We start from the raw sequence: 25,464 nt of genomic DNA on the forward strand, positions 1-25,464 counted from the left end.
GTCCTGCAAAGAGGCGCCGAGCCAATGGCACCGCTTCCCCCCTTCCCCTGGATCGACGTCGCGATCATCCTCGCGCTCGTCGCGTTGAACGGCGTGTTCGCGATGAGCGAACTCGCGATCGTCTCCGCGCGGAAAGCGCGGCTCGAGGCGATGGCGCGCCAAGGCAAGAAGGGCGCGCGCGCCGCGCTGGTCCTCGCGGCGGATCCCGGCAAATTCCTTTCGACCGTCCAGATCGGCATCACGCTGATCGGCATTCTCGCAGGCGCCTATTCGGGATCGAGCCTCGGCATGCCGACCGCCGCGCGGTTGCAGGCGTGGGGCCTGTCCGCCTCGACCGCCGAAACTGCCGGGTTCGCGATCGTCATCGGCCTGACCACCTACGCGTCGCTGATCATCGGCGAGCTCGTCCCCAAGCAGTTCGCGTTGCGCGCGCCCGAGGCAATCGCGTCGTTCATGGCGCCGGTGATGCGCTGGCTAGCCATCGGCACCGCGCCGATCGTCTGGGTGCTCGATTCGACCAGCGCGCTCATATTTCGCGCGCTCCGGCTCAACCGCGAATCGGAAGAGCACGTCACCGCCGAAGAACTCCACATGATCGTCGCCGAGGCCTCGAAATCGGGCATCATCGAGGAGCATGAGCGCTCGATCATCTCGGGCGTCGTGCGTCTCGCGGATCGCCCGGTTCGCGAAGTGATGACGCCGCGTACCGAAATCGACTGGCTCGACTGCAACGGTACCGCCGACGAAATCCGCACGACCCTGCTCGGGTCGCAGCATACCCGCCTGCCGGTCGGCGACGGCTCGATCGACCGCGTCCAGGGCGTCGTCCAGGCGCGCGACATCGCCGCCGCGCTGTTCCGTGGCGAACCGCTCGATCTGCTAAAGCTCATGCGCAAGGCGCCCGTGGTGATCGATCAGATCGACGCGATGGACGCCTTGCTGGCGCTGCGCGAGGCCGAGGTGCCGATGGCGCTGATCCACGACGAATACGGCCATTTCGAAGGCATCGTGACGCCCGCCGATCTGCTCGCGGCGATCGCCGGCGAGTTCAAGTCGGACGCCGATCCCGACGACGCGCCTTCGGTCGTGGTCCGCGACGACGGCTCGCTGCTGGTAGCGGGAACGATGGCGGCGGATTCGCTCGCCGACCGCCTCGGCATCGACCTGCCCGAGGACCGCGACTACGCGACCGTCGCGGGGCTCGCGCTGTCGGTGTTCCGCCATCTGCCGGGCGAGGGCGAGAGCTTCGTCGAGCAGGGCTGGAAGTTCGAGATCGTCGACCTCGACGGCCGCCGCATCGACAAGCTGCTGGTGAGCGAAGTCCGGGCCAGCAAAGCCGCATAGGGTGCGGTGATCGGGCTTGAACCCGGCACTGATCTAGAGCAGCTTTCGTCGACCATCGTCCTGAGTCGTCGGAGGATTCCATGCTCGCGCTCTTGTTGCTCCTGCAAGCCCAGGCCACGCAAACCCCACCCACGCAAACCCAGCCCGTGCAGGCCCCATCCGCCGAGATCATCGTCACCGGCAAGCGTCTGCTGGAAGCGCAGGCGATCTGCATCCGCTCCGGCTGTACGCCGTTGCGCGATGCCCAGGTCTCGATCGCGCTCGCCGAGGCGCAGTTCCGCCAAGGCCGATATCTCGTATCGCGCCGGACGCTGTCCGACGCGGTAGCACGCAATCGCGATGCCGCGGCGACCGATCCGAAGCCCGTCGCGGCGCTGTACGAGGCGCTGGCGACGGTCGCGCTGCACGAGGGCGACCAGGACGTCTATCGTCGCGCGGTCGCCGGGCGTGTCCATACCCTGCGCGACAACCTGCCCGCGCAGGATCCGCTGGTCGTCGCTGCCACCCCGGCGCTCGGTGACATGTGGATCAAGCTTGGCAATTATCCGCAGGCCATCGCCAGCTATCGCACCGCAGAGCGCGCCGCCACCGCCGCCGGGCAGGACGGCGCGGCGATGCTGGCGGCGATCAAGCAGGTCTGGCTGACCTTGGCGATCGGCCAGCCGTCACGCGCGCGGCGGATGCTCGCGGAGATCGAGACACGCCCGATCGCGCAGGATCCGGGGATGCAGGTCCTGGTACGGGTGATGCGCTTCAGGCTCGACGTGCGCGACGCCGACGATGCGGAAATGGCGAAGCTGGTGGACGCGCTCGGCCAGACGCAGGCGGCGAAGCCCGTATTGCTATGGGCACCGGATTTTCCGCGTGACGCGGTCGAGGCCGCCAATGCCGAATCCCGGAAGTTCGGTCGCACCGACGTCATTCGAACCGGTTCGGCCGAGGTCGCGGCAAACCAATGGGTCGATGTCGGGTTCTGGGTCCGTCCCGATGGTCGCACCGCCGAGGTCGAAATATTGCGCGGGTCGCGATCGGCACTGTGGACGCGACCGATGCTCGCCCAGATCGAAGCGCGCCGGTACGCGCAGTCCGCCGCAGGATCTGATGGCGCGTCCGATGGCCCATCCGATGGCGGGGCGGCGGCGGGGGGCGTCTACCGCGTCGAGCGCATCACCAAGCGATCGGCCTACACCACGCCGGTTGGCAGCCTGATCCGACGGCGCGTGTCCGCCGACGGGTTCGAGACGCTCGATCTCACCGAAGCCACGTCGCCGTCTAAGGCGACCGCGCTCTGACCCGTCGAGGGTCGCCACACGGGACTCTGCCCTAGGTCGGGCCGCCAGGCCGCGCCGGTGACCCGGAGCGCGGGTGCCGTACGCGACATCCGCTTGCCTAGGTATCGCCGAGCTTCAGAGCTTGCCGAACACCGCCTCGAACCCGGCCTTGTCGCCAGCCGCCAACAGGCGCGCCTGCTCGATCCACCGATCGCGGCCCATGCGGCCGGTAAAGGCACCGAGCTGCGCGTCGATCGACTGCGCCTCGCTCTCCGACAACGCCGCCATCTGGCCGATCGTGGTGACGCCGAGCTCGCCGAGTCGCATCGCCACCTTGGGGCCGACACCCTTCAACTGCGTCACCGGATCGTGGCGATAGGTCGAAGGTGCGGCGGCCGGTGCGGCGCTTGGTTTGGCAACGACGGCGTCGGATGCAGGCGATACTGGCGAGGTCGTCTCGATGACCGGGCTTGGCTCGATAGGCGCGGGTGATGCCTGCTCGGACGGCCGCTCGGGCTCTGCCGGTACCTCCACCGCTGGCGCATCCACCGACTGCACGTCGGCGAACGGCGTCAACGATGGCGAAGTCGGCGTGCGGGCCTGGACTTGAACCTGCGCCTGCGATGCCGCTGGCGGGCGTTCCTCGACAGGAGCCGGGGCCGGAGCCGGAGCTGGGGCCGGCGCAATCGGCGCCGGCGGGACACCCGCCTCTTTCGCATTGGCGATGACGTCGTGCGAGGCCTTTACGCGGCTGCGCTTGGCGCGGATGCCCCAGACCAGCCCTATGACGACGAGGATCGCCACCACGGCGATGATCGTGAAATGGATCGCGGTCAGTGTGGCGATGCCGTCGGGCAGCAGGCTCATGCCCGAGGCGGAGGTCGCGGAGGTTTCGTTCATGCTCATACTCGTAGCGTCACGCGGGGGAGGCGGCGAGAGGTAATTGGCAGGCGGCTTGATCCTACCCGGTCACGCAATTCTTTGTCATCCCCGCTCTTTGTCATCCCCGCGTAGGCGGGGACCCATATCCTCAGGGCCCCGCGATCTCAGAGCGAGGCTAGCCAGTATGGGTTCCCGCATTCGCGGGAATGACGGGTGAAGGATTGCGACGGGAAAAAGCGAGATCCCGCCGACTGGCGTTCCCGCTCAAGCCCGGCGCGCGATTTCCCGCCAGCCGATGTCGCGCCGGTAGAAGCCTTCCGCGAAGTCGATCGCCTCGACCGCACGGTACGCGTTCGCCTGTGCCGTCGCGACGTCGTCGCCGACCGCGGTCACCGCCAGCACGCGCCCGCCCGATGCGACCAGCCCGCCATCCTCCAATCGGGTGCCCGCGTGGAACACCGTCCCGCCCGCCGCGCGTGCCGAATCCAGCCCGACGATCGCTCCACCAGCCTTGGGCGTACCCGGATAGCCGTCCGCCGCCATCACCACCGTCAGCGCAGTCTCGTCGCTGAACCTGGCCGCGGGCATCTCGCCGAGCCGCCCTTCCGCGGTCGCCAGCATCGTCGCCAGCAGGTCGCCCTGGAAGCGCATCATCAGCACCTGCGTCTCGGGATCCCCGAACCGCGCATTATATTCGATCAGCTTCGGCCCCTGCGGCGTCAGCATCAGCCCGGCATACAGCACGCCCGAGAACGGCATGCCTTCCGCCGCCATTGCCGCCACCGTCGGCGCGACGATCTCGTCGATCGCGAGCTTCTCCAGCGCGGGCGTCAGCACGAGCGCAGGGCTGTATGCGCCCATGCCGCCGGTGTTCGGTCCGGTATCGCCCTCGCCGACGCGCTTGTGATCCTGCGCGGAGCCGAACGGCATCAGCGAGACGCCATCGGTGAGCACGAAGAGGCTCGCCTCCTCGCCCTCGAGAAACTCCTCGATCACAGCCTCGGCTTCCCCGTCGGCGAACAGCGCGTCGAGCGCGGCATCGGCTTCGGCGGCGCTGAACGCGATGACGACGCCCTTCCCCGCGGCGAGGCCGTCCGCCTTGATGACCACCGGTAGCGAGAAGGTGCGGGCGAGCGCGGCATTCGCCTCTGCGCGGCTCTTTACGCGGACGTACCCCGCGGTTGGAATCTCCGCCCGCGCGCACAAATCCTTGGTGAAGCCCTTCGACCCTTCCAGTTGCGCCGCAGCCTTCGACGGCCCGAACACCGGAATGTCGGCGGCACGCAAGCTATCGGCCAGCCCGTCGACCAGCGGCGCCTCGGGCCCGATCACGACTAGCCCGACGTCATGCTCGCGCACGAACGTCGTGAGCGCCGCGTGATCCGTCGCATCCAGCGGCACGAGCGTCGCAAGCCGTGCGATCCCAGGGTTGCCCGGCGCGGCATACAGCGTATCGAGGCCTCTCGATTGCACCAGCTTCCACGCGAGCGCATGTTCGCGACCCCCCGAGCCCAGCAGCAGGACGTTCATGCCCGATCCCTTTTCCGATGATGTGTCCAGCGACATGGGCCGGCTGGTAGCCGAGCCGGTCGCCGGCGACAACGCACTCGCCATGTCGGTCGGCGAACTCGCGTTCAAGCTGAAGCGGATGGTCGAAGGCGAGTTCGGCCATGTCCGCCTGCGCGGCGAGATCTCGGGCTGGAAGCGCGTCGCCTCCGGGCATTGCTATATGTCGCTCAAGGACGACCAGGCGGTAATCGACGGCGTCATCTGGAAGGGCAACGCGTCGAGCCTCGCCTTCGTCCCGCAGGACGGCATCGAGGTGATCGCGACCGGCAAGCTCACCACCTATCCCGGCCGCTCGAAATACCAGATCGTCATCGAACGCATGGAACTGGCGGGTGCCGGCGCGCTGATGGCGCTGCTGGAGAAACTGAAGGCCAAGCTCGCGGGCGAGGGGCTGTTCGACGGCGCGCGCAAGAAGCGCCTGCCGTTCATGCCGAAGGTGATCGGCGTCGTCACCTCGGGGACGGGCGCCGTCATCCGCGACATCCTCCACCGTCTGGAGGATCGCTGCCCGACGCACGTCATCGTCTGGCCGGTCAAGGTGCAGGGCGAGGGTTCCGCCGCCGAGATCGCCGCCGCGGTCCGCGGCTTCGACGCGATCGTCCCCGGCGGCCCGGTGCCGCGCCCCGATCTCGTCATCGTCGCGCGCGGCGGGGGCTCGGTCGAGGATTTGTGGTCGTTCAACGAGGAGGTCGTCGTGCGTGCGGTCGCCGCCTGCACGATCCCGATCATCTCCGCGGTCGGCCACGAGACCGACACCACCTTGTGCGATTTCGCCGCCGACCTGCGCGCGCCGACGCCGACCGCCGCCGCCGAGATCGCGGTGCCGGTGCTTGCCGACCTGCGGCTGACGATCGACAGCCACCGCAACCGCACCGAACGCTGCGCCCGCCGCCATGTCGAGCGCGGCCGCGAAAGGCTCGACGCACTCGCCCGCCTGCTGCCGAAGCGCGACCAGTTGCTCGGCCCCCAGCGCCAGCGCGCCGACGATTTCGGTCAGCGGCTCGATCGCGGGCTGGAGCGTCGCCTGACGCTCGCGCGCGGCAGTCTCGACCGCTCGGGGGCAGCGCTCCGTCCCGCCACCCTCGAACGCAAACTCGAAGCCAAACGCGCGCAGCTCGACGCGACGTGGCGCCTCGTCCAGTCGCTCAATCCCGATGCGATCCTCGACCGCGGCTATGCCCGCGTCACCGCGCGCCCCGGCGGCGAGACGCTCGCCTCCGCCAAGTCGGCGCGCGATGCGGGGACGTTGACGCTCCACTTCCGCGATGGCGTGGTCGACGCGGTCACGGACACCGGCCTTGAGCGCCCCGCCGCCAAAACCTATGCTGCTCCCAAGGCGAAGGCCGCGCCCGATCCGGCGCCACGCCAGCCGACCCTGCTGTAAAGAAGAGCCCCGCAATGCTGATGTCCAACTCCGACCGCGCCGCGCGCCTGCACTATATGGCGAACGGTTTCCGCGTGCTCAGCCCCGGCGACCACGTCCCCTGCGCCGCGACCGGCCACCGCATCGCGCTCGAAGACCTGCGCTATTGGAGCGTCGCCCGTCAGGAAGCCTATGCCACCGCTGCCGCCGCCAGCGAAGCGATGGCGCCCCGGTGATCCGAGCGGCGATGATCCGCGCGGCGGTGCTCGTCCTGCTGGCCGCGACCAGCGCCACCGCCCAGCAAGCGCCGCCGCCGACTACCGCAACTGCGAGCCCCTTCCGCTGGATCGGCACGCTCAGCCAGGGCGGGCTGATCCTCGGCACCGCGCCCGCCGGTACGCGCTCGGTCATGCTGGATGGCAAGCCGATCGCGCTGTCCCCGGACGGCAGTTTCCTCGCCGGCTTCGACCGCGACGCGGGCCCGCAAGCGTCGTTGACGGCAATTTCGGCCGACGGCCGCACCGTCACCCAGCCGCTGACCATCGCGCCGCGCGCGTGGCGTATCGAACGCCTCGACACGCTCCCCAAATTCCCCGCGCCCGACCCGGTGTTCGCGAGGCTCCGCCCGCCCGAACTCGCGCAAATCGTCGCTGCTCGTGCCCGCAACACCGACGCACAAGGCTGGCGACAGGCGTTCGCCTGGCCCGCCACCGGCCGCATCTCCGGCCTGTTCGGATCGCAGCGTATCTACAAAGGCGAGCCCGGCAGCTATCATTCGGGCACCGACATCGCGAAGCCGACCGGCGCGATCGTCACCGCGCCCGCCGACGGTGTCGTGATCCTCGCGGCGGATCATCCCTTCACGCTCGAGGGCAACCTGCTGATGCTCGATCACGGCATGGGCCTCAACAGCGCGTTCCTGCACCTGTCGCGGATCGACGTGAAAATCGGCGATCATGTCGCAAAGGGGCAAGCGATCGGTGCCGTCGGCATGACCGGAAGGGCGACCGGCCCCCATCTCCACTGGAGCCTGCGCTGGAATGACGCCAAGCTCGATCCGATGCTCGTTGCCGGCGCAATAAGGTAACAATGCTTGCTTATTGTGTTGCTTGAAACGTCGTTTCACGCTGACAAAAATACGATAATGAGTAATAAGACAGCTATCGTGTCATTTTTGACACTGGGTGTCGGGAAATTACAAGCCGGCTAAGTCCCTGTCTTTACTCTTTAGCACCCTGGTCTCATTCTCAAAGCATGAGCTCGATAGCCGAACAACGGCAACCGGGCTGTCGTACGTTGTGTATCGTCGGGACGATCGCAACGCGTTGAGCAAGGGGATTCCAAGTGTTGATTAAGCCTCGTTTCACGTCGAAGGCACTGCTGCTCGCGGCCGCTACGCCGCTCGCGCTGATTTTGTCGACCATGCCGACCTTCGCGCAGGACGCCGTCGCCGCCACGCCGGCCGATGCGCCTGCCGCGACTCCTGCGGATACCCAGGCAGCACCTGCCGCGCAGACACCCCCGACCGCAGACGCGGCAAATGGCGACGAGATCGTCGTGACCGGGTCGCTGTTCCGCCAGACCGACAAGGCGACGCCGTCGCCGGTTACGACGCTGACCACCGCCAATCTCGATTCGCGCGGCATCAACACGGTGCAGGCAGGGATCCAGTCGCTCGCGTCGAACAACGGCCCTGCGCTGACTAACTCGTTCACCGCCAACGGCGCCTTCGCCGGTGGTGCGTCCGCCGTGTCGCTGCGCGGCCTGTCGACCAACTCGACGCTCGTCCTGTTCGACGGCCTGCGTGCCGCTTATTACCCGCTCGCGGACGACGCGACGCGCAACTTCGTCGATCTCAACACGATCCCCGACGACATCGTCGACCGCGTCGAGATCCTGCGCGACGGCGCATCGTCCAGCTATGGTGCGGATGCGATCGCCGGCGTCGTCAACGTCATCACGAAGCGCAGCTTCAACGGCATCAGCGGCCGCGCCGAGGCCGGCATCAGCCAGCGCGGCGTCGCTGCCAACCAGCGCTTGACGCTGACTGCGGGCACCGGCGATCTCGACGCCAAGGGCTATAATGCCTATGTCAGCGGCTTCTATTTCCGCAGCGAAGCCGTCTACAACCGCGATCTGCCCGCTCCGTTCAACTCGTCCGACCAGCGTGGGGTCGGTACCGGTGGGCCGAACAACATCGCCAACGGAATCGGCTCCGATGGGTTGCTTCCGAACAACGGCCCGGTTGCCGGTGCGAACTTCTTCGTCCGTCCTGCCAACGGCGCAACCGCCGTCGGCGGCTCGCAATTCCAGCTCCTGACCCCAGGCTGCCTCAACGGCACGCCGTATTCGACGACCGCGGGCGACCGCGCGCAGGCAAATAACGCCGCGATCGCAAACGTCGTTTGCCAGCAGGACTTGGTCAACCAATATGGTGTGGTCGCACCGAACATCGAGCGTTTCGGTGGGTCGGCACGGTTCACCGCCAAGGTCGGCGACAATGCCGAGGCGTATCTGCAGGTCAATTTCCAGCAATCCTCGTCGAGCTATACCGGCGATCCATCAGTCATTCGCGGCAACGCCCCTGCCGGCATCAATTTCCAGCAATATTCGACATCGTCCGCCGCCGCGCAGTATGCGCCCGGCTCGACCCCATTGTCGTTGCCGGTCTATATCTGTCCGCGCGGAACCGCGGTCTGCAATGCCGCCAACGGCACGCTGAACTCGACGAATAATCCGTTTGCGGCGGCTGGCCAGAATGCGCTGCTGATCGGTACGCTGCCCGACACGGTGACGTCCAATGCGACGCGCAACCGCGTTTATCGCGCGGCCGCAGGCGTGACCGGCACGATCGAAGGCGGTTGGGATTACCGCGTCGATGCGACCGCGATGCACAGCGATCTGCGCCGCACGCAGGCCGGCTATGTCTATATCCAGCATCTGCTCGATGTGATCGCCGACGGCAGCTACAATTTCGCCGACCCTGGGCTCAACTCGCAGGCAACGCGTAACTATCTGACGCCGACCAACATCTCCGACTCCAGTTCCGATTTGTATCAGATCCAGGCGTCGGTGACGAAGAAGCTGTTCACCCTACCCGGCGGTCCGGCACAGCTCGCGCTCGGCGGATCGGTCTTCTACGAATCGATCGACGCGCCATCGGCTAATCCTGACATCAACGGCCCGACCCAGCGCTATTTCTCGATCAACGCCTTCGGGACGAGCGGCAATCGCACGGTATCGTCGGGCTTCGGCGAGTTGCAGCTGCCGATCGTCGATCAGTTTCTCGTAAACGCATCGGGCCGCTACGATCATTATTCGTCGGGCCAGAGCAACTTCTCGCCAAAGATCGGCGCAAAGTTCACGCCGTTCCGTCAGCTGGCGATCCGCGGCACCTGGTCGCGCGGTTTCCGTATCCCGAGCTTCGGCGAGGCGAACGCGCTGCCGACGACGGGTTATGTGACCAACAACGCGACGCTGTTCAACGATGGCTATCTGGCGCAATATGGCTGCACGGTCGCGACCTTCGCGTCGTGCCCGACCTATATCCGCCAGGGCAGCTATGGGTCGACGACGCTGGCCAGCCAGAACCTCGAGCCTGAAAAGTCGCGGAGCTTCACCGCGGGCATCGTGTTCGAGCCGATCCGCAACGTATCGTTCACGGTCGACTTCTTCGACATCAAGAAGACGGGCGCGATCACGTCGTTGACCGCCGGCGACGCGCTGGCAGCCTATTATGCCGGCCAGCCCATCCCCACGGGCTTCACGGTCACGCCGGACGCAGTCGGCGTCGGTTTCGAGAACGCCACGCCGCGTGTCGGCCTGGTCGCATCGCAGCTGGTCAACGCGAACACGATCCATTCGCAGGGTATCGACATGGGCGGCAGCGCCCGGTTCGATATCAACGACAATATCCGCTACACGATCTCGGGCGAGGGCAGCGTCCTGCTCGACCTCAGCACCACCTTCCCGGGTGGTCGCAAGGAGAAGTATGTCGGTACGCTCGGCAACTACAACCTGACCGCGGGTTCGGGGACGCCACGCTGGCGTGCGAACGTCACCAACACGATCGACATCCGCGACGAATTCAGCCTGAGCGGTACGGTCAACTATGTCGCGGGCTACAATTTGTCCGCTGAGGATCAGGGCGGCGTGCGCGGCGATGGTGGCCTCGCGGTCGATTACCTGCCCGCCAACGTCGACGGCTACATCACGGTCGATATGGTCGGTACGCTTAAGGTCAACGACAAGTTCAGCTTCTACCTCAACGTGCTGAACATTCTGAACGACCTGCCGCCGATCGATCCGGCAACGTACGGCGCGTATCTCTACAACCCGGTGCAGGCGGGCGAGGGCATCTATGGCCGTCAGTTCCGCGCCGGCGTGAAGTTTGGCTTCTAAACCCGGGCGTTACGTCAATCGAAGGGGGCGGCGTCGCAGGACGTCGCCCCCTTTTTGTATCAGGCGACCTGAAGCACCAGCTTGCCGTCGCCTTCGTCGACCTTGACGGTCGAGCCGTCCTTCACCTCGCCGCGCAGGATCATGTCGGCGAGCGGGTCCTGCAGATACCGCTGCACCGCACGCTTCAACGGGCGTGCGCCGTACACCGGATCATAGCCGACGCGACCGAGCCACGCTCTCGCGGCGTCGGTCAGGTCCAGCACGATCTTGCGGTCGGCGAGCAGCTTGTCGACGCGGGATACCTGGATGTCGACGATCGGCGCCATGTGCGACTGGCCGAGGCGGTGGAACAGGATCACCTCGTCGAGCCGGTTGAGGAACTCGGGGCGGAAGTGCGACCGGACGATCTCCATCACCTGCGGCTCGACCGACGATACGTCGTCGCCCTCCGCCATGTTCGCGAGGTACTGGCTGCCGAGGTTCGACGTCAGGATGATCAGCGTGTTGCTGAAATCCACCGTGCGCCCCTGGCCGTCGGTCAGCCGCCCGTCGTCGAGCACCTGCAACAGCACGTTGAACACGTCGCCATGCGCCTTCTCGACCTCGTCGAACAGGATCACTTGGTACGGTCGCCGCCGTACCGCCTCGGTCAGCACGCCGCCTTCCTCATAGCCGACATAGCCCGGAGGCGCGCCGATCAGCCGCGCGACCGCGTGCTTTTCCATGAACTCGCTCATGTCGATACGGACCATCGCGCTCGGGTCGTCGAACAGGAACTCGGCGAGCGCCTTGGTCAGCTCGGTCTTGCCGACGCCGGTTGGTCCGAGGAACAGGAACGAGCCCAACGGCCGGTTCGGATCCTGTAGCCCCGCACGCGCACGGCGGACTGCGGTCGAGACCGCCTTCACCGCATGCGCCTGACCGATCACGCGCTTGCCGATCGTCGCTTCCATAGCCAGCAGCTTGTCGCGTTCGCCCTGCAGCATCCGCTCGACCGGGATGCCGGTCCAGCGGCTGACGACGCCGGCGATGTCGTCCGCGGTGACTTCCTCGCGCAACATCGCGCCCTTGGTCGCCCCTGCCGCCTCGTCGAGCTGGCGCTGCAACCCCGGAATCGTGCCGTAGGAAAGCTCACCCGCCTTGGCGAGATCACCCGACCGTTGCGCCTGCTCCAGCTCGAGCCGCGCGGCATCGAGCTGTTCCTTCAGCCGCGCCTCGGCGTTGATCTTGTCCTTCTCGCCCTTCCAGCGCGTCGTCAGTTCGGCGGATTGCTCCTCCAGATTGACGAGCTCGCCCTCCAGCGTGTCGAGCCGGTCGACCGACGCGTCGTCGGTCTCGCGCTTCAACGCCTCGCGCTCGATCTTTAGCTGGATGATCCGGCGGTCGAGATTCTCGATCGCCTCGGGCTTCGATTCCACCTCCATGCGGATCCGCGACGCGGCCTCGTCCATCAGGTCGATCGCCTTGTCGGGGAGGAAGCGGTCGGTGATGTAGCGGTTCGACAGCGTCGACGCGGCGACGATCGCGCCGTCGGTGATCCGCACGCCGTGATGCAGCTCGTACTTCTCCTTCAGCCCGCGCAGGATCGAGATCGTGTCCTCGACGGTCGGTTCGCCGACCATGACCGGCTGGAACCGCCGCTGCAACGCCGGGTCCTTCTCGACGTACTTGCGGTACTCGTCGAGCGTGGTCGCGCCGACGCAGTGCAGTTCGCCCCGTGCCAGCGCGGGCTTGAGCAGATTGCCCGCATCCATCGCGCCCTCGGATTTGCCCGCGCCGATCAGCTGGTGCATCTCGTCGATGAACAGGATGATGTCGCCCTCGGCGGCCTTCACCTCGTCGAGCACGCCCTTCAGCCGCTCCTCGAACTCGCCGCGATATTTGGCGCCCGCGATCAGCGAGCCGAGGTCGAGCGACATCAGCCGGCGATCCTTCAGCGTATCGGGCACGTCGCCATTGGCGATGCGCAGCGCGAGGCCCTCGGCGATCGCGGTCTTGCCGACGCCGGGTTCGCCGATCAGCGCGGGGTTGTTCTTGGTCCGGCGCGCGAGGATCTGGATGGTGCGGCGGATTTCCTCGTCGCGGCCGATCACCGGGTCGAGCTTTCCGTCGCGTGCCGCCTGGGTCAGGTCGCGGGCGAATTTCTTCAGCGCATCATAGCGATCCTCGGCGCCCGCGGTGTCGGCGGAGCGGCCTTGGCGGACGCTGTTGATCGCGGTGTTGAGCCCCTCGGGCGTCACAGCGCCGGCCTTCAAGGCCTTGCCCGCCGCGGTGTTGAGCGACAGCGCGAGCGCGACCAGCAGCCGCTCGACGGTGACGAAGCTGTCGCCTGCCTTGCTCGCGATCTGCTCGGCCTGATCGAGTACGCGCACCGCATCGTTGTCGATCCCCGGCGTGGTCTGCGCGCCCGAGCCCGACACGACTGGAATCTTCGCCAGCGCGAGATCGGTCTCCGAGGTGGCGCGCTTGGCGTCGCCACCGGCTGCGGCGATCAGCCCTGCGGCCATGCCCTGCTCGTCTTCCAGCAGTGCCTTCAACAGATGCTCGGGCGCGATCCGCTGATGGTTCATGCGGATCGCGACGGTCTGCGCGGATTGCAGAAAGCCCTTCGCGCGGTCGGTGAATTTGTCGATGTTCATGACGAATTCCTGTGGGATTTGGTTCGGTGTTGGCCGAAAGATGGTGTTGTATTTGGGCAACACAAGAGGCAGGCGCAGGTCGGATGCTAAGCCGCGCAGGGCCACGCTGGAATAGCGTTTATTGTCGGTATCTAAGCCCCGCCGTCATCGCTATGTTCAGGTTCGCATGCTATATGTCACGCGTGACAACAGCCATTCCCCATAGCTACGCCATCGGCATCGAGCCGGCCGACATCGACTTCATGGGTCACGTCAACAACGCGAACTATCTGAAGTGGGTGCAGGCGGCAGTGATCGATCATTGGCAGCGCCTCGCGCCCGCCGACGCGGTCGCCGGGCACCTGTGGGTCGCGCTGAAGCACGAGATTACGTACCGGAAGCCGGCGTTCCTGAACGACGACGTTATCGCGACTGTGCTGCTGGAGAAGGTTCAGGGGGCGCGCGCGTTCTACGAAACGATCATCAAGCGTGGCGAGGACGTGCTGGCCGAGGTGAAGTCGAGTTGGTGCTGCCTGGACGCGGAGACGTTGCGGCCGTCGCGGCTGGCGAACAGCGTGGTCGAGCATTTCTTCCCGAAGGACCCGGCGGCAGCCTGATTGCGGCCACCGCCCCGGCGGACTTACCACCCCGGCGAAGGCCGGGGCCCAATTGGAACGTCGGAAGTAACGGCTCGCAGTCCTTCGTCATCGCTGTCCCCAATTGGGCCCCGGCCTTCGCCGGGGTGGTACAGCAGGCAGTAGTCTTCTCTAAACCACCTCGTACGGCACCGCCCCACGCCTATCCGGATCCACCCGGATCCCACTCGCCGCCGGTGGAAACGCCCGCTGGTCGCAGTCCGTCCGCAAACAGACGCGACACGAAGACCCGATCGGCGTCGCGATCCCGCCCGTCCCGAGCGCGTCCGCATAAATGAACTCCGACGCGTTCGCCTCCTCGCACCCCAGCGCCACCGCATAGCGTCGCGCCGGTCGCGTGTACGTCTCGGACGGCTTCACCAGACCCTTCGCCATCGAGACGTAGCGGATGCCGTCGGTCGTCTCGATCAGCTGCGTCAGGATGCGATCGGGGATCGCCACCGCCTCGTGGACGATCCACAACGGACACGCCCCCCCGAACCGAGCGAACTGCAACCGCGTGGCGGAGTGCCGCTTCGTAATGTTCCCCGCCATGTCGACGCGGCAGAAGAAGAACGGGATGCCGAGCGCCCCGGGCCGCTGCAACGTGGACAGCCGGTGGCAGGTCTGCTCGAAGCTCGTCCCGAAGATCCGCCGCAACCGGTCGATATCGTGGCGGACACTCCGCGCCTCCGTCCGGAAGCGGGTATAGGGCATGACGATCGCCCCCGCCGCGTAGTTGGTCAGCCCCGCGGTCAGCAGCGCGCGCGCCGTTTCGGACGCCATTTCCGACGCCGCAACGATCCCGCCGATCACATCGCCGAACTCGTGCCGCGCGACCTGATGCGCGAGCGAGAACAGCGTCGTCTCGCCCGGTTGCGATCCGTCGAGCCGCAATGTCGCGCCGTCATAGTCGCGCAACGGTGCGGCGAGCGCGCCCGAGATCGCGACGGACACGCCGCGTGCCGCCAGCCGAGCCTCCAGCGCGGCAATTCGGTCCGCGCCCAAAGTCTCGCCAATCTCCTCCGCCCGCCGGTCGAGCGCATCGACATAATTGCCCGCCGCGTGAAACCAGTCGCGCACGTCCTCCCACGGCAGCAACCCCGGCGCCCCAGACCCCGCCACCAACCGGTCGTCCAGCGCCCGCAACTGCTCCTGCGCGCGTCGGTATGCGTCGTGCATCGCGACCAACCGCTGCGCCAGCAACGGCTGATGCTTCACCGCGCGCCGTACCGCGGTCTCGTCGAGCGCGGGCGCCTCGACGCTCGTATCCGACACCGCCTCCAGCGTCGCGATCAGCAACGCCGTATCGTCGGCCGCGTCGATGCTCCCCCAGTCCGCCGGAAACTCGCGCGCGAGCGTAATCAGCACGCCCTCAGTCACCGGCCGATCGCCATTCTCGATCTGCGAAAGGTAACTCACCGACAGCCCGATCCGCACCGCCATCGCCGCCTGACTGATGCCCAGGGCGCGGCGCAGGTCGCGCAGGCGGTGTCCGACGAAAAGGCGACGTGCGGGAAGGGTCATGCCTCCACCTAGTTTGCAAACATGCTCCGTACAACTTTGCAACATTGCATTTGCGCGAAGCCTCCCGCTCTGTGAAGGCCAGCAACAGGACGGAGAGACGATGTCATCGACGATCGAAGAGCTTGAACGCCGCCGCGAAGCCGCCAGAGTCGGCGGGGGCCTCAAGCGGATCGCAGCGCAGCACGCCAAGGGTAAGCTCACCGCGAGGGAGCGCCTTGACGTGCTGCTGGACGAGGGATCGTTCGAGGAGCTCGACATGTACGTCGAGCATAACTGCGTCGATTTCGGCATGCAGGACCAGGTGATCCCCGGCGACGGCGTGGTCACCGGCTCGGGCACGATCAACGGCCGCCTCGTCTTCGTCTTCAGCCAGGACTTCACCGTGTTCGGCGGCTCCTTGAGCGAACGTCACGCGCAGAAGATCTGCAAGGTGATGGACAGCGCGATGAAGGTCGGCGCACCGATCATCGGCCTCAACGACAGCGGCGGCGCACGCATCCAGGAGGGCGTCGCCTCGCTCGGCGGCTATGCCGAAGTGTTCCAGCGCAACGCGCTCGCGTCGGGCGTCGTACCGCAGCTTTCGCTCATCATGGGTCCGTGTGCGGGCGGTGCGGTCTACTCCCCCGCGATGACCGACTTCATCTTCATGGTGAAGGATTCGAGCTACATGTTCGTCACCGGCCCCGACGTGGTCAAGACCGTGACCAACGAGGTCGTGACGCAGGAGGCGCTCGGCGGCGCGGTGACGCACACCACCAAGACCTCGGTCGCCGACAACGCGTTCGAGAACGACATCGAAGCGTTGCTTGCGGCGCGCGATTTCTTCGACTTCCTGCCCGCGTCGAACCGCGACGGCGTGCCCGAGCGCCCGACCGCGGACAAATGGGACCGGATCGAGGAGAGCCTCGACACGCTGATCCCGGCATCGGCGAACCAGCCCTACGACATGCACGAGCTGATCCGGAAGACCGTCGACGAAGGCGATTTCTTCGAGACCCAGCCAGCGCATGCGGCCAACATCATCACCGGCTTCGGCCGGATCGAAGGCCGTACGGTCGGCTTCGTCGCGAACCAGCCGATGGTGCTCGCAGGCGTGCTCGATATCAATTCGTCGAAGAAGGCGGCGCGGTTCGTGCGCTTCTGCGACGCGTTCGAGATCCCGATCGTGACCTTCGTCGACGTCCCCGGCTTCCTGCCCGGCACCGCCCAAGAGCATAACGGCATCATCAAGCACGGCGCGAAACTCCTGTTCGCCTATGCCGAGGCGACCGTGCCGAAAATTACCGTCATCACGCGGAAAGCCTATGGCGGCGCGTACGACGTGATGGCCTCGAAGCACCTGCGCGGCGACCTCAACTATGCGTGGCCGACCGCCGAGATCGCGGTGATGGGGGCGAAAGGCGCGGTCGAGATCATCTTCCGCGGCAAGACGCCGGAAGAGATCGCTGAACGCACTGCGGAATACGAGGCGCGGTTCGCCAACCCATTCGTGGCCGCGTCGAAGGGCTTCATCGACGAAGTGATCCAGCCCCACTCGACCCGCCGCCGCATCGCGCTCGGCCTACGGAAACTCCGCGGCAAGGCGCTGGAGAATCCGTGGAAGAAGCATGACAACATCCCGTTGTGAGTCATGCTTGTTCGGTCCTGATAAGCACATTAGCATGTCATGCGAAGGAGTCGTGACATGCAGACCGAACGCGTGACGTTTCTGACCACCCCCGATCACAAGGCCGCGCTCGATGCCTATGCCGCGAATAGTGGCATGTCGGTCGGCCGGGTCGTGCGCGAAGCGACGACGCGGTACATCACCGAACCCGCGTCGCACGGCGAGGAGGCCGCGTTGGTATTGCTCGCGCCGGAGATCGAAGCTGCGGTCGACGACATGAAGGCGTCGATCCGATCGATGCGCGAGAATATCGCGCGCACCTGCGCTGTGGTGGATGCCGTGCTCGCGGGCGAAAAGGCATGAGCGCTGGTGAAAAGGCGTTCGGCGTTTTCAAGACGATCCTGACCCTGAAAGATCAGCTTGATGGCCTCGATCGGGACGTAGCTCAGCTTGGCGGGCGGCTCGCAGGCCTTGCCGGGGCGCATGGCGACTTGCGCGATCGGGTGTCTCGCCTCGAGGGGATGATCGAGGGCGCGGCAATGGCCGCTGGTCGGCAGCAGCGGAGGATCGAGGAATGATCGCGTTTCTTCTGCTCCAGGCGGCCGTTGTGTCGGCGTCGGCCGCAGTCCTAGCCCCGGCCTGGAAACTTGCCGATCGTACCAATTCGGCAGGTGTGCGCAGCATCTCCGCGTCGGTTACGGGCAATGACGGCCTCTCGCGGTTCGTCGTGAAGTGTGACGTCGGCTCGGAGCCGATCGTGTCGATCCAGTTCATCCAGCCGCAACCGCTCGGATCGGGCGCGGACAAGCCCGTCGCAGTGCGCTTCGATGGCGGGCCGGCGTTCACCTACAACTGGCAGTTTCCGGGAACGGGGACCTACGTCACCGATCCTGAAGCGATCACCAGGCTGACGACGTTTCTCGTGAAGTCGAAGACGGTACGGGTCGAGACGACCAACGGCGCGAACTTTGCGGTGCAGGCGAATTTCGTCGCGCCGACCGGCGACGCGATGATCCGGCAGGTGCTCGGTGTGTGCGGCTACACGCTGGGTGTCGTTCCCCCGCCGCCGCCAGCGCCGAAGGACGCCCAATGACCCTAGGCCGCCTCAACCATGTCGGGGTCGCGACGCCGTCGATCGCGAAGTCGGTCGAGACGTACCGCCTGCTGCTCGGCGCCACCGCGATCGGCGAGCCGTTCGACCTGCCCGCGCAAGGCGTGAAGGTGTGCTTCATCGATGCGCCGAACACGCAGATTGAGCTGATCGAGCCGTATGACGAGAGTTCGCCGATCGCGGGGTTTCTGCGGAAAAACCCGGCGGGAGGGCAGCATCACGTCTGTTTCGAAGTGGCCGACATTCACGCCGCCGTCGCTGACCTGAAGGCGAAGGGCGCGACCGTATTGGGCGAACCCCGGATCGGTGCGCATGGCACGCCGATCGTGTTCGTGCACCCGAAGGACTTCGGCGGCATGCTGGTCGAGTTGATGGAGACGCCGGGCGATACCGGCGCGCACTAGGAGAAATCTGATGGCCGCATACGAGCATATCCTGAGCGAACGGCGCGGCGACGTGCTGGTGCTGACGCTCAACCGGCCCGACCGGCTGAACGCCGCCCCGCCGGCGATGTTCGAGGAGTTGAAGGCGGCGCTGGGTGATCTGGACGGGGCCCGCGCAGTGCTGATTGCCGGCACCGGGCGGGCATTCTGTTCTGGAGCGGATGTTGGCGGCGGGGCGCTCGGATCGGACAATCCGGGCGAGGCGACGTTTGCGGCGCTGACTGGCAGCTATAACCCGACGATGGCGGCGATCGCCGACCTGTCGGTGCCGGTGGTGAGCGCGGTGCGCGGGCCGGCGGCTGGGATTGGCTGCAGCCTCGCGCTCGCCGCCGATTTCTGTGTGGCGAGCGAGAGCGCGTATTTTCTTCAGGCGTTCGTGAATATCGGACTGGTGCCGGATGGCGGCGCGTCGTGGATGCTGCCGCGGCTGATCGGACGCGCGCGCGCGACGGAGATGATGATGCTTGGCGAGCGGGTGCCGGCGGCCAAGGCGCTCGACTGGGGGATGGTGCATAAGGTCGTATCGGCCGATGCGCTCGACGCCGAGGCGTTCGCGCTGGCCGAGCGACTGGCGGCGATGCCGACGGTAGCGCTCGGGTTGATGCGGCGGGCGATTACCGCCGCGTACGAGACGGACTACGCGACCGCGATGCAGGCCGAGGCGGCGAACCAGCGCGACGCGCGGGGCTCGGCGGACTCGATGGAGGGCGGTCGTGCCTTCCTGGAGAAGCGCAAGCCGGTGTTCACCGGGAAATGAACCGCTTTCCTTCTCGTTCCCCGGCGAAGGCCGGGGCCCAGGCTCGATGCGCAGCATCGAACGCGCTCCCGCGCGCGGCTAATTTGAGGGGCTGGGCCCCGGCCTTCGCCGGGGAACTAGGTGCTAGGTAATGACTGACAAACCGAACCCAAACCTCGCCGACTGGCAGGCCCTCGCCGTCAAGGAAGTCAAGGGCGCGGACCTAACCTGGCCGACCCCCGAAGGCATAGACGTCAAGCCGCTCTACACCGCGGACGACGTCACCGCAGACCCCGGTCTCCCCGGTTTCGCGCCCTTCACCCGCGGCGTCCGCGCGTCGATGTACGCCGGCCGCCCGTGGACGATCCGCCAGTACGCCGGCTTCTCCACCGCCGAAGCCTCCAACGCCTTCTACCGCCGCAACCTCGGCGCCGGCCAAAAGGGCCTGTCGGTAGCGTTCGACCTCGCCACCCACCGCGGCTACGACAGCGACCACCCCCGCGTCACCGGCGACGTCGGCAAGGCGGGCGTCGCGATCGACTCGGTCGAGGACATGAAGATCCTCTTCGACGGCATCCCGCTCGACAAGATGTCGGTCAGCATGACGATGAACGGCGCGGTGATCCCGATCCTCGCCTTCTTCATCGTCGCGGGCGAGGAGCAGGGCGTCGACCGGAAACTGCTCGACGGGACCATCCAGAACGACATCCTCAAGGAGTTCATGGTCCGCAACACCTATATCTACCCGCCCGAGCCGAGCATGCGGATCATCTCGGATATCTTCGGCTACACGAGCCGCGAGATGCCCAAGTTCAACAGCATCTCGATCAGTGGCTATCACATGCAGGAGGCCGGAGCGACGCAGCTCCACGAACTCGCCTTCACGATCGCCGACGGCATGGAATATGTGAAGTACGGTGTCGCGTCGGGGCTCGACATCGACAAGTTCGCCGGGCGGCTGTCGTTCTTCTTCGCGATCGGCATGAACTTCTTCATGGAGATCGCCAAGCTCCGCGCCGCCCGCGTGCTCTGGCACCGCGCGATGACGCAATTGGGCGCGCAGGACGAGCGCTCGAAGATGTTGCGGACGCATTGCCAGACGAGCGGAGTCTCGCTCACCGAGCAGGATCCGTACAACAACGTCATGCGCACGACGATCGAGGCGATGGCGGCGATGCTGGGGGGCACGCAGTCGCTCCACACCAACGCGCTCGACGAGGCGATCGCGCTGCCGACCGACTTCTCCGCACGGATCGCGCGCAACACGCAGATCGTGATCCAGGAAGAAACGGGGATGACCAAGGTCGTCGATCCGCTCGGCGGCAGCTATTATATCGAGAGCCTGACGCAGAGCCTCGTCGACGGCGCGTGGGCGCTGATCGAGCGGATCCAGTCCGAGGGCGGCATGGCGAAAGCGGTCGCGGCAGGCTGGCCCAAGGCGATGATCGAGGAAGCCGCCGCGGGCCGCCAAGCGCGCGTCGATCGCGGCGAGGACGTCATCGTCGGGGTGAACAAGTACAAGCTTGCCGAACAGGACGCGATCGAGATCCTCGACGTGGATAACGTTGCTGTCCGCGCGGGTCAGATCGAACGCATCAACCGCGTAAAGGCGACGCGCGACGAAGCCGCGTGCCAAGCCGCCCTGGATGCCCTCCGCGAAGGCGCGCGCATTCCTCCCCGGAACGGGGAGGGGGACCAGCCAACGGCTGGTGGAGGGGGCGCTCCACAAGCGGACCCTCTTGAGGAAGCCCCCCTCCGTCAGCCTGCGGCCGCCACCTCCCCGGACCGGGGAGGATTTGAGAACAACCTTCTCGCCCTTGCCGTCGAATGCGCCCGCGCCCGCGCCACGCTCGGCGAGATATCCTCCGCGATGGAGGACGTGTTCGGCCGCTACGGCACGCAGCCCACCCCCGTCTCGGGCATCTACGGCGGCGCGTACGAGGCCGATGCGCGCTGGACCCGTCTCACCGACGGCGTCGAAGCCACCGAACGCCGCCTAGGCCGCAAACCCCGCATGCTCGTCGCCAAGATGGGCCAGGACGGACACGACCGCGGCGCCAACCTCGTCTCGTCGATGTTCGGCGACCTGGGGTTCGAGATCGTCCCCGGCCCGCTCTTCCAGACCCCCGCCGAAGCCGCCGCACTCGCGCTCGCCAAGGACGTCGACATCGTCGGCGCCTCGAGCCTCGCCGCCGGTCACAAGACGCTGATCCCCGAGCTGATCGGCCATCTCCGCGAGGCGGGCCGCGCGGATATCAAGGTGATCGCGGGTGGCGTTATCCCCGCACAGGACTATCAGGCGCTGCGCGATGCCGGGGTCCAGGCGATATTCGGCCCCGGCACCAACCTGATCCAGGCCGCCGAGGACGTGTTGAAGCTCCTCGGCCACAACATGGCCCCGCAAGAGGAAGCCGCCGAATGACCGATACTCTTCTCCGTCCCTTCGCACATGCAGTGGCTCCGAGCCTGGTGCGCGATGCTCCCGTTTCCCGCACCGACTGGACCCGCCCCGAAATCGCGGCCCTCTTCGACCTCCCGTTCGACGAACTCATGTACCGCGCGCAGACCGTCCACCGCGCGCATCACGCGATCGGCGAAGTGCAGCTCTGCACGCTGTTGTCGATCAAGACCGGCGGCTGCCCCGAGGATTGCGGCTATTGCTCGCAGTCCGCCTCGTCCGACTCCGGCCTCAAGGCGGAAAAGCTGATGGACGTCGACGCCGTCCTCGCCGACGCAGCCCAAGCCAAGGCCGCCGGATCGCAGCGCTTCTGCATGGGCGCCGCCTGGCGCAACCCGAAGCCGCGCGACATGCCGAAGGTCGTGGCGATGGTCGAGGGCGTCCGCGCGATGGGGCTCGAGACCTGCATGACGCTCGGCATGCTCGACGCGGAGCAGGCGAAGCAGCTCGCCGACGCCGGCCTCGATTACTACAACCACAACATCGACACTTCGCCGGAGAATTACGGCAACGTCATTACCACGCGCACCTTCGGCGACCGGCTGGAAACGCTGGCGAACGTCCGCGATGCAGGGATCTCGGTCTGCTGCGGCGGGATCGTCGGGATGGGCGAGACGCGCAGCGACCGCGTCGGCTTCGTCCACGCGCTCGCCACGCTGCCGCGCCACCCCGAGAGCGTCCCCGTCAACGCGCTGGTGCCGGTCAAGGGCACGCCGCTCGGCGACATGCTCGCGGGCACGCCGATGGCGCAGATCGACGATATCGAGTTCGTCCGGACGGTGGCGGTCGCACGCATCACGATGCCGCTCAGCATGGTGCGCCTGTCGGCGGGGCGCGAGAGCATGTCCGAGGCGACTCAGGCGCTCTGCTTCATGGCGGGCGCGAACTCGATCTTCACCGGCGACAAGCTGCTGACCACCGGCAACGCCGGCGACAGCGCGGATGCGACGCTGCTGGCGAAGCTGGGGATGAAGCCGATGGTCGGCCCCGAACCGATGCGGGCGGGCTGAAACTTAGCTCCCCTCCCGTGAACGGGAGGGGTTGGGGGTGGGCTCGCGCTCACCGCAGACGATACCGATGCAGGAGGCCGGGCGCCCACCCCCGCCCCCTCCCGCATACGGGAGGGGAGTAGATAGTTTGTTCAAGAAAATCCTGGTCGCTAATCGCGGCGAGATCGCCTGCCGTGTCATGCGGACCGCCAAGGCGATGGGCATCAAGACTGTCGCGGTCTATTCCGACGCCGACGCGCGCGCGCCGCATGTGCTGATGGCCGACGAGTCCGTCCGGCTCGGGCCGGCACCCGCCGCGGAGAGCTATCTCAAGGCCGAGTTGATCCTGCTCGCGGCCAAGGAAACCGGCGCGGACTGCATCCATCCGGGCTACGGCTTCCTCTCCGAACGCGAGAGTTTCGCGCTGGCCTGCGCCGAGGCCGGGATCGCGTTCGTTGGCCCGCCCCCCAACGCGATCGCCGCGATGGGCGACAAGATCGAATCGAAGAAGCTGGCGAAGGCCGCGGGTGTCAACGTCGTGCCGGGCTACCTCGGCGAGATCGACAGCACCGATCACGCGGTCGAGATCGCCGGCGGGATCGGCTATCCGGTGATGATGAAGGCGTCGGCCGGCGGTGGCGGCAAGGGCATGCGGCTGGCGTACAGCGAGCAGGACGTCCGCGAAGGCTTCGAGGCAACCAAGCGCGAGGGGCTCGCCAGCTTCGGCGACGACCGCGTGTTCATCGAGAAGTTCATCGAATCGCCGCGCCATATCGAGATCCAGCTGATCGGCGACCAGCATGGCAACATCGTCTACCTCAACGAACGCGAATGCTCGATCCAGCGGCGTCACCAGAAGGTCGTCGAGGAAGCGCCGTCGCCTTTCGTGACGCCCAAGATGCGCAAGGCGATGGGCGAGCAGGCGGTCGCGCTGGCGCAGGCGGTCGGCTATTATTCGGCGGGCACGGTCGAGCTGATCGTCTCGGGCGCGGACACGACGGGGGAGGGGTTCTACTTCCTCGAGATGAACACCCGGCTCCAGGTCGAGCATCCGGTGACCGAGGAGATCACCGGGCTGGATCTGGTCGAGCTGATGATCCGCGTCGCTGCCGGCGAGCCGCTCGGGTTCGGGCAGGACGAGGTGAAGCTGAACGGCTGGTCGATCGAGAACCGCGTCTACGCCGAGGACCCGTATCGCGGGTTCCTGCCGAGCATCGGGCGGCTGGTGCGGTATAATCCGCCCGAAACTTCCCCCCTCCCGCAAGCGGGAGGGGCCGGGGGTGGGCACGCGCTTTCCTCCACCGCAACGACAACATTCGAGGACGACGCGAGCCCACCCCCCAACCCCCTCCCGCAAGCGGGCGGGGGGGAAACGAGGGTCCGCGTCGACGATGGCGTGCGCGAGGGCGGCGAGGTCAGCATGTTCTACGACCCGATGATCGCCAAGCTCATCACCTGGGCCCCAACGCGAGACGGCGCGATCGCCGCACAGATCGCCGCGCTCGACGCGTTCGAACTCGACGGCCCCGGCAACAACATCGATTTCCTCTCGGCGATCATGCAGCATCCGCGCTTCCAAGCGGGGGAGCTGACGACCGGTTTCATCGCCGAGGAATATCCCGAGGGCTTCCACGGCGCCCCCGCTGACGCGTCGCTGTTGAAGACGCTCGCCGCAGTCGCTGCCTTCGCCGCCACCGCCGAGGCCGACCGCGCCCGCCGCATCGACGGCCAACTCGGCAGGCGCCTGCGTCCGCCCGCCGACTGGTCGGTGACGATCGACACGATCGACCACGCGGTGACGGTCTCGACCGAAGGCATCGCAGTCGACGGCGAAGACCTCGACCTCGCGCTCGAATACACGCCGGGCGACCGGATGGTCGTCGCGGACGGTTACGGTGTCGATGGCGACGAGCACCTCACGATCCGCATCGCCAAGGCCCGCTCCGGCTTCAAGCTCACGACCCGCGGCGCAAGCCACGTCGCCCGCGTGCTCCCCGCCCGCGTCGCGCCCTACGCTGCGCACATGCTCGAGAAGGTCGCGCCCGATCTGTCGAAGTTCCTGATCTGCCCGATGCCCGGGCTGCTGGTACGGCTCGACGTCGCGGCCGGTGACAAGGTCGAGGCGGGGCAGCCGCTCGCCGTCGTCGAGGCGATGAAGATGGAGAACATCCTCCGCGCCGAGAAGACGGGCACGGTGAAGTCGGTGGCGGCGAAGACGGGGGATAGCCTTGCGGTGGATCAGGTGATCCTCGAACTCGACTAAGCGACGCGCCGTCCAGTTCTGCTCCAACCAACGCTCATCCCGCCCCGTCATGCCGGACTTGTTCCGGCATCCACCGTTCCCCACATCCGAGAGAACTGAGTTTGCGGAACGGTGGGTCCCGGTCTCCGCCGGGGTGACGGAGAAGGGGACCGCCGGGTCTGCGTGATCACGTCCCATCACAACCACCCCGGCGAAGGCCGGGGCCCAATTGGAAAGGTCGTCGTAACGGAGCGCTGACCTCGATCATT

At 66.7% G+C, this 25,464-nt stretch carries 20 protein-coding genes; 16 read left to right on the forward strand and 4 right to left on the reverse strand.

Going from position 1 to position 25,464, the window contains the following annotated elements:
• Positions 1–24 precede the first annotated feature (24 nt).
• The gene (locus tag VH567_RS12685; protein ID WP_423326637.1) at positions 25–1,344 is read left to right on the forward strand and encodes a hemolysin family protein; all 1,320 of its coding nucleotides are present in this window, start codon (positions 25–27) and stop codon (positions 1,342–1,344) included.
• 146 nt (positions 1,345–1,490) lie between these two features.
• On the forward strand, positions 1,491–2,636 hold the full coding sequence (locus VH567_RS12690; protein WP_423326638.1) for a tetratricopeptide repeat protein: 1,146 nt from the start codon (positions 1,491–1,493) through the stop codon (positions 2,634–2,636).
• Between the two features lie 114 nt (positions 2,637–2,750).
• Here the strand turns inward: VH567_RS12690 and VH567_RS12695 are convergent, their stop codons facing one another.
• Together VH567_RS12695 and purD are read right to left on the reverse strand one after the other, a co-directional pair.
• Positions 2,751–3,515 (reverse strand): hypothetical protein, encoded by a 765-nt coding sequence (locus VH567_RS12695; RefSeq protein WP_423326639.1) that lies wholly within the window; start codon positions 3,513–3,515, stop codon positions 2,751–2,753.
• 246 nt (positions 3,516–3,761) lie between these two features.
• Positions 3,762–5,027 (reverse strand): phosphoribosylamine--glycine ligase, encoded by a 1,266-nt coding sequence (gene purD, locus VH567_RS12700; RefSeq protein WP_423326640.1) that lies wholly within the window; start codon positions 5,025–5,027, stop codon positions 3,762–3,764.
• On the opposite strand from purD, the gene xseA reads away from it, so the two are divergent.
• From xseA to VH567_RS12720, 4 genes are all read left to right on the forward strand, one after another.
• Positions 5,026–6,450, forward strand: a complete 1,425-nt coding sequence (xseA, locus tag VH567_RS12705; protein WP_423326641.1) for an exodeoxyribonuclease VII large subunit — start codon at positions 5,026–5,028, stop codon at positions 6,448–6,450. The two genes, purD and xseA, sit on opposite strands and share 2 nt — an antisense overlap.
• A gap of 14 nt (positions 6,451–6,464) precedes the next feature.
• Positions 6,465–6,665 carry a DUF2093 domain-containing protein gene (locus VH567_RS12710; RefSeq protein WP_332796977.1) on the forward strand — a complete coding sequence of 67 codons (201 nt, stop codon included), beginning with the start codon at positions 6,465–6,467 and terminating at the stop codon, positions 6,663–6,665.
• 11 nt (positions 6,666–6,676) lie between these two features.
• Complete coding sequence (locus VH567_RS12715; RefSeq protein WP_423326791.1) at positions 6,677–7,516, forward strand: M23 family metallopeptidase; 840 nt, start codon at positions 6,677–6,679, stop codon at positions 7,514–7,516.
• Between the two features lie 260 nt (positions 7,517–7,776).
• Entirely contained in the window at positions 7,777–10,830 is a 3,054-nt protein-coding gene (locus VH567_RS12720; protein WP_423326642.1) for a TonB-dependent receptor domain-containing protein, read from the forward strand.
• 59 nt (positions 10,831–10,889) lie between these two features.
• On the opposite strand, the gene clpB is transcribed toward VH567_RS12720, so the two are convergent.
• Complete coding sequence (gene clpB, locus VH567_RS12725) at positions 10,890–13,469, reverse strand: ATP-dependent chaperone ClpB (protein ID WP_423326643.1); 2,580 nt, start codon at positions 13,467–13,469, stop codon at positions 10,890–10,892.
• 182 nt (positions 13,470–13,651) lie between these two features.
• Between clpB and VH567_RS12730 the strand changes: the two genes are divergently transcribed.
• Complete coding sequence (locus VH567_RS12730; protein WP_423326644.1) at positions 13,652–14,065, forward strand: acyl-CoA thioesterase; 414 nt, start codon at positions 13,652–13,654, stop codon at positions 14,063–14,065.
• A gap of 150 nt (positions 14,066–14,215) precedes the next feature.
• Here the strand turns inward: VH567_RS12730 and VH567_RS12735 are convergent, their stop codons facing one another.
• On the reverse strand, positions 14,216–15,610 hold the full coding sequence (locus VH567_RS12735; protein WP_423326645.1) for a helix-turn-helix domain-containing protein: 1,395 nt from the start codon (positions 15,608–15,610) through the stop codon (positions 14,216–14,218).
• Between the two features lie 100 nt (positions 15,611–15,710).
• Here VH567_RS12735 and VH567_RS12740 point away from each other — a divergent pair, with 100 nt between their 5' ends.
• The 9 genes from VH567_RS12740 (at position 15,711) to VH567_RS12780 (ending at position 25,216) form a co-directional block, all read left to right on the forward strand.
• Positions 15,711–17,237: an acyl-CoA carboxylase subunit beta gene (locus tag VH567_RS12740; RefSeq protein WP_423326646.1), complete on the forward strand. Its 1,527-nt coding sequence runs from the start codon at positions 15,711–15,713 to the stop codon at positions 17,235–17,237.
• A 57-nt stretch (positions 17,238–17,294) separates the two neighbouring features.
• Positions 17,295–17,579: a hypothetical protein gene (locus VH567_RS12745; RefSeq protein ID WP_423326647.1), complete on the forward strand. Its 285-nt coding sequence runs from the start codon at positions 17,295–17,297 to the stop codon at positions 17,577–17,579.
• The gene (locus VH567_RS12750) at positions 17,576–17,794 is read left to right on the forward strand and encodes a hypothetical protein (protein WP_093400484.1); all 219 of its coding nucleotides are present in this window, start codon (positions 17,576–17,578) and stop codon (positions 17,792–17,794) included. Before VH567_RS12745 ends, VH567_RS12750 begins: the two co-directional genes overlap by 4 nt.
• Complete coding sequence (locus VH567_RS12755; protein WP_423326648.1) at positions 17,791–18,309, forward strand: hypothetical protein; 519 nt, start codon at positions 17,791–17,793, stop codon at positions 18,307–18,309. Before VH567_RS12750 ends, VH567_RS12755 begins: the two co-directional genes overlap by 4 nt.
• A complete protein-coding gene (mce, locus tag VH567_RS12760; protein WP_192238264.1) occupies positions 18,306–18,731 on the forward strand; it encodes a methylmalonyl-CoA epimerase in 426 nt (141 codons plus the stop codon). The genes VH567_RS12755 and mce overlap by 4 nt, the downstream gene beginning before the upstream one ends.
• A 10-nt stretch (positions 18,732–18,741) precedes the next feature.
• On the forward strand, positions 18,742–19,527 hold the full coding sequence (locus tag VH567_RS12765; protein ID WP_423326649.1) for an enoyl-CoA hydratase-related protein: 786 nt from the start codon (positions 18,742–18,744) through the stop codon (positions 19,525–19,527).
• A 130-nt stretch (positions 19,528–19,657) separates the two neighbouring features.
• The gene (gene scpA / locus VH567_RS12770) at positions 19,658–21,928 is read left to right on the forward strand and encodes a methylmalonyl-CoA mutase (protein WP_423326650.1); all 2,271 of its coding nucleotides are present in this window, start codon (positions 19,658–19,660) and stop codon (positions 21,926–21,928) included.
• Complete coding sequence (gene bioB, locus VH567_RS12775) at positions 21,925–22,974, forward strand: biotin synthase BioB (protein ID WP_423326651.1); 1,050 nt, start codon at positions 21,925–21,927, stop codon at positions 22,972–22,974. Before scpA ends, bioB begins: the two co-directional genes overlap by 4 nt.
• A gap of 127 nt (positions 22,975–23,101) precedes the next feature.
• Positions 23,102–25,216, forward strand: a complete 2,115-nt coding sequence (locus VH567_RS12780; protein WP_423326652.1) for a biotin carboxylase N-terminal domain-containing protein — start codon at positions 23,102–23,104, stop codon at positions 25,214–25,216.
• Positions 25,217–25,464: the final 248 nt, after the last annotated feature.

Origin of the sequence: Sphingomonas sp. 4RDLI-65 (assembly GCF_049472435.1) — a bacterium.
GTDB lineage: Bacteria > Pseudomonadota > Alphaproteobacteria > Sphingomonadales > Sphingomonadaceae > Sphingomonas.